This is a genomic window from Streptomyces atriruber, assembly GCF_001418325.1.
GTDB classification, from domain to species: Bacteria; Actinomycetota; Actinomycetes; order Streptomycetales; family Streptomycetaceae; genus Streptomyces; species Streptomyces atriruber.
Genome location: NZ_LIPN01000694.1, coordinates 1 through 1128 on the forward strand (window position 1 = coordinate 1; position 1128 = coordinate 1128).

Consider the following 1128-nt stretch of genomic DNA (forward strand, 5'->3'; position numbering starts at 1 on the left):
AGACGGGCCAGCTCGACGGGGGTGGGGACGGGCGGCGGCCCCACGGTGACCTGGCCCACCAGGAAGGGGGCGAGGACGTCGAGGACGGCCTCCTCGCTCTCCTCGCTGAGCAGGTTGACGCGGGACGAGTCGCGGTCGTACCAGGCCACACTCCTGCCGTCCGCGAGATACACGTACAAACGCTCCTGACCGTGCCTCCAGGCCGGTACGACGCGCAGTCCGGTCATGCGCCATCACCCCCTCGACCATGGGAACAGTCCGCACGCTCCCCGGCAAGAACCCGGTCGCGGGCGACGGAAGTTGGGGCGTCTTTGCGCCGAGTGCGCCCGGTCCGGGTGTGAAGTCCCCCTGGTCCCGTAACGGCACTGCCCACACAGCTATGGGCCGCTGTTACATAGCCGCCGAATTGCCGCAATAGCGGACATCTAACTTCTTAGGAGTCCACCCGATCACGCCGGAGCGATCAGCCGACCGACCGTAAGGAACGTCCCGTGAGCACCAGTCGCCGCCACACCCTCCTCCGTACCGCCGCCGTCTCCGCCCTCGCCGGCGGGGCGCTGCTCATACCGGCCGCGGGCGCCTTCGCGGACTCGCCCGCCCCCGAGCCGACGGCGCCGCAGAGCCCGCAGCCCGCGCCGCACGCCAAGGGCGAGGTCTACGAGGTCACGCTCGGCAACGGCGCCCAGGCGAAGATCCAGAACCGCGGCGGCTCGTACGTCGCGACGATCTCCCTCAAGGGCAAGGAGATCGCGACCCTCTCCGCCACGCATCCGACGGTCACCCAGGGCGGCGTGAAGTACGAGCTGCACCCGTCCAACGGGCACATCGGCATCACATACCTGAAGGGCCAGGACAACGGCCAGAAGCAGCAGCACGGCACCGGCACCAAGCACGGCACCGGCGACAAGACCGGCGCCCCCAAGGGCGGGGTCAAGGCCGGCGCCGAGGGCGTGCGCGACGCCGGGGACCCCGCGTTCCTGGTGGCAGGCGGCGGCATGGCGGCGGCCGGCGCCGCGGGCCTCGGCTTCGCGATGCTGCGCCGCGGCCGCACCGACGGCTGACCCCCACCGAGCCGGACCCCTGCCGCACCCCTCCACCAGAGGAGCTCCTCCATGACCCCCCGCACCC

The 1128-nt window shown here is 71.7% G+C and carries 1 protein-coding gene and 1 pseudogene; one reads left to right on the plus strand and one right to left on the minus strand.

The window, feature by feature from the left end:
• Positions 1 to 227: pseudogene (locus tag AOK03_RS41630) on the minus strand (NERD domain-containing protein); the annotation flags it as partial.
• A gap of 264 nt (positions 228 to 491) precedes the next feature.
• On the opposite strand from AOK03_RS41630, the gene AOK03_RS40140 reads away from it, so the two are divergent.
• Complete coding sequence (locus AOK03_RS40140; protein ID WP_055570227.1) at positions 492 to 1061, plus strand: hypothetical protein; 570 nt, start codon at positions 492 to 494, stop codon at positions 1059 to 1061.
• The last annotated feature ends 67 nt before the right edge of the window (positions 1062 to 1128 follow it).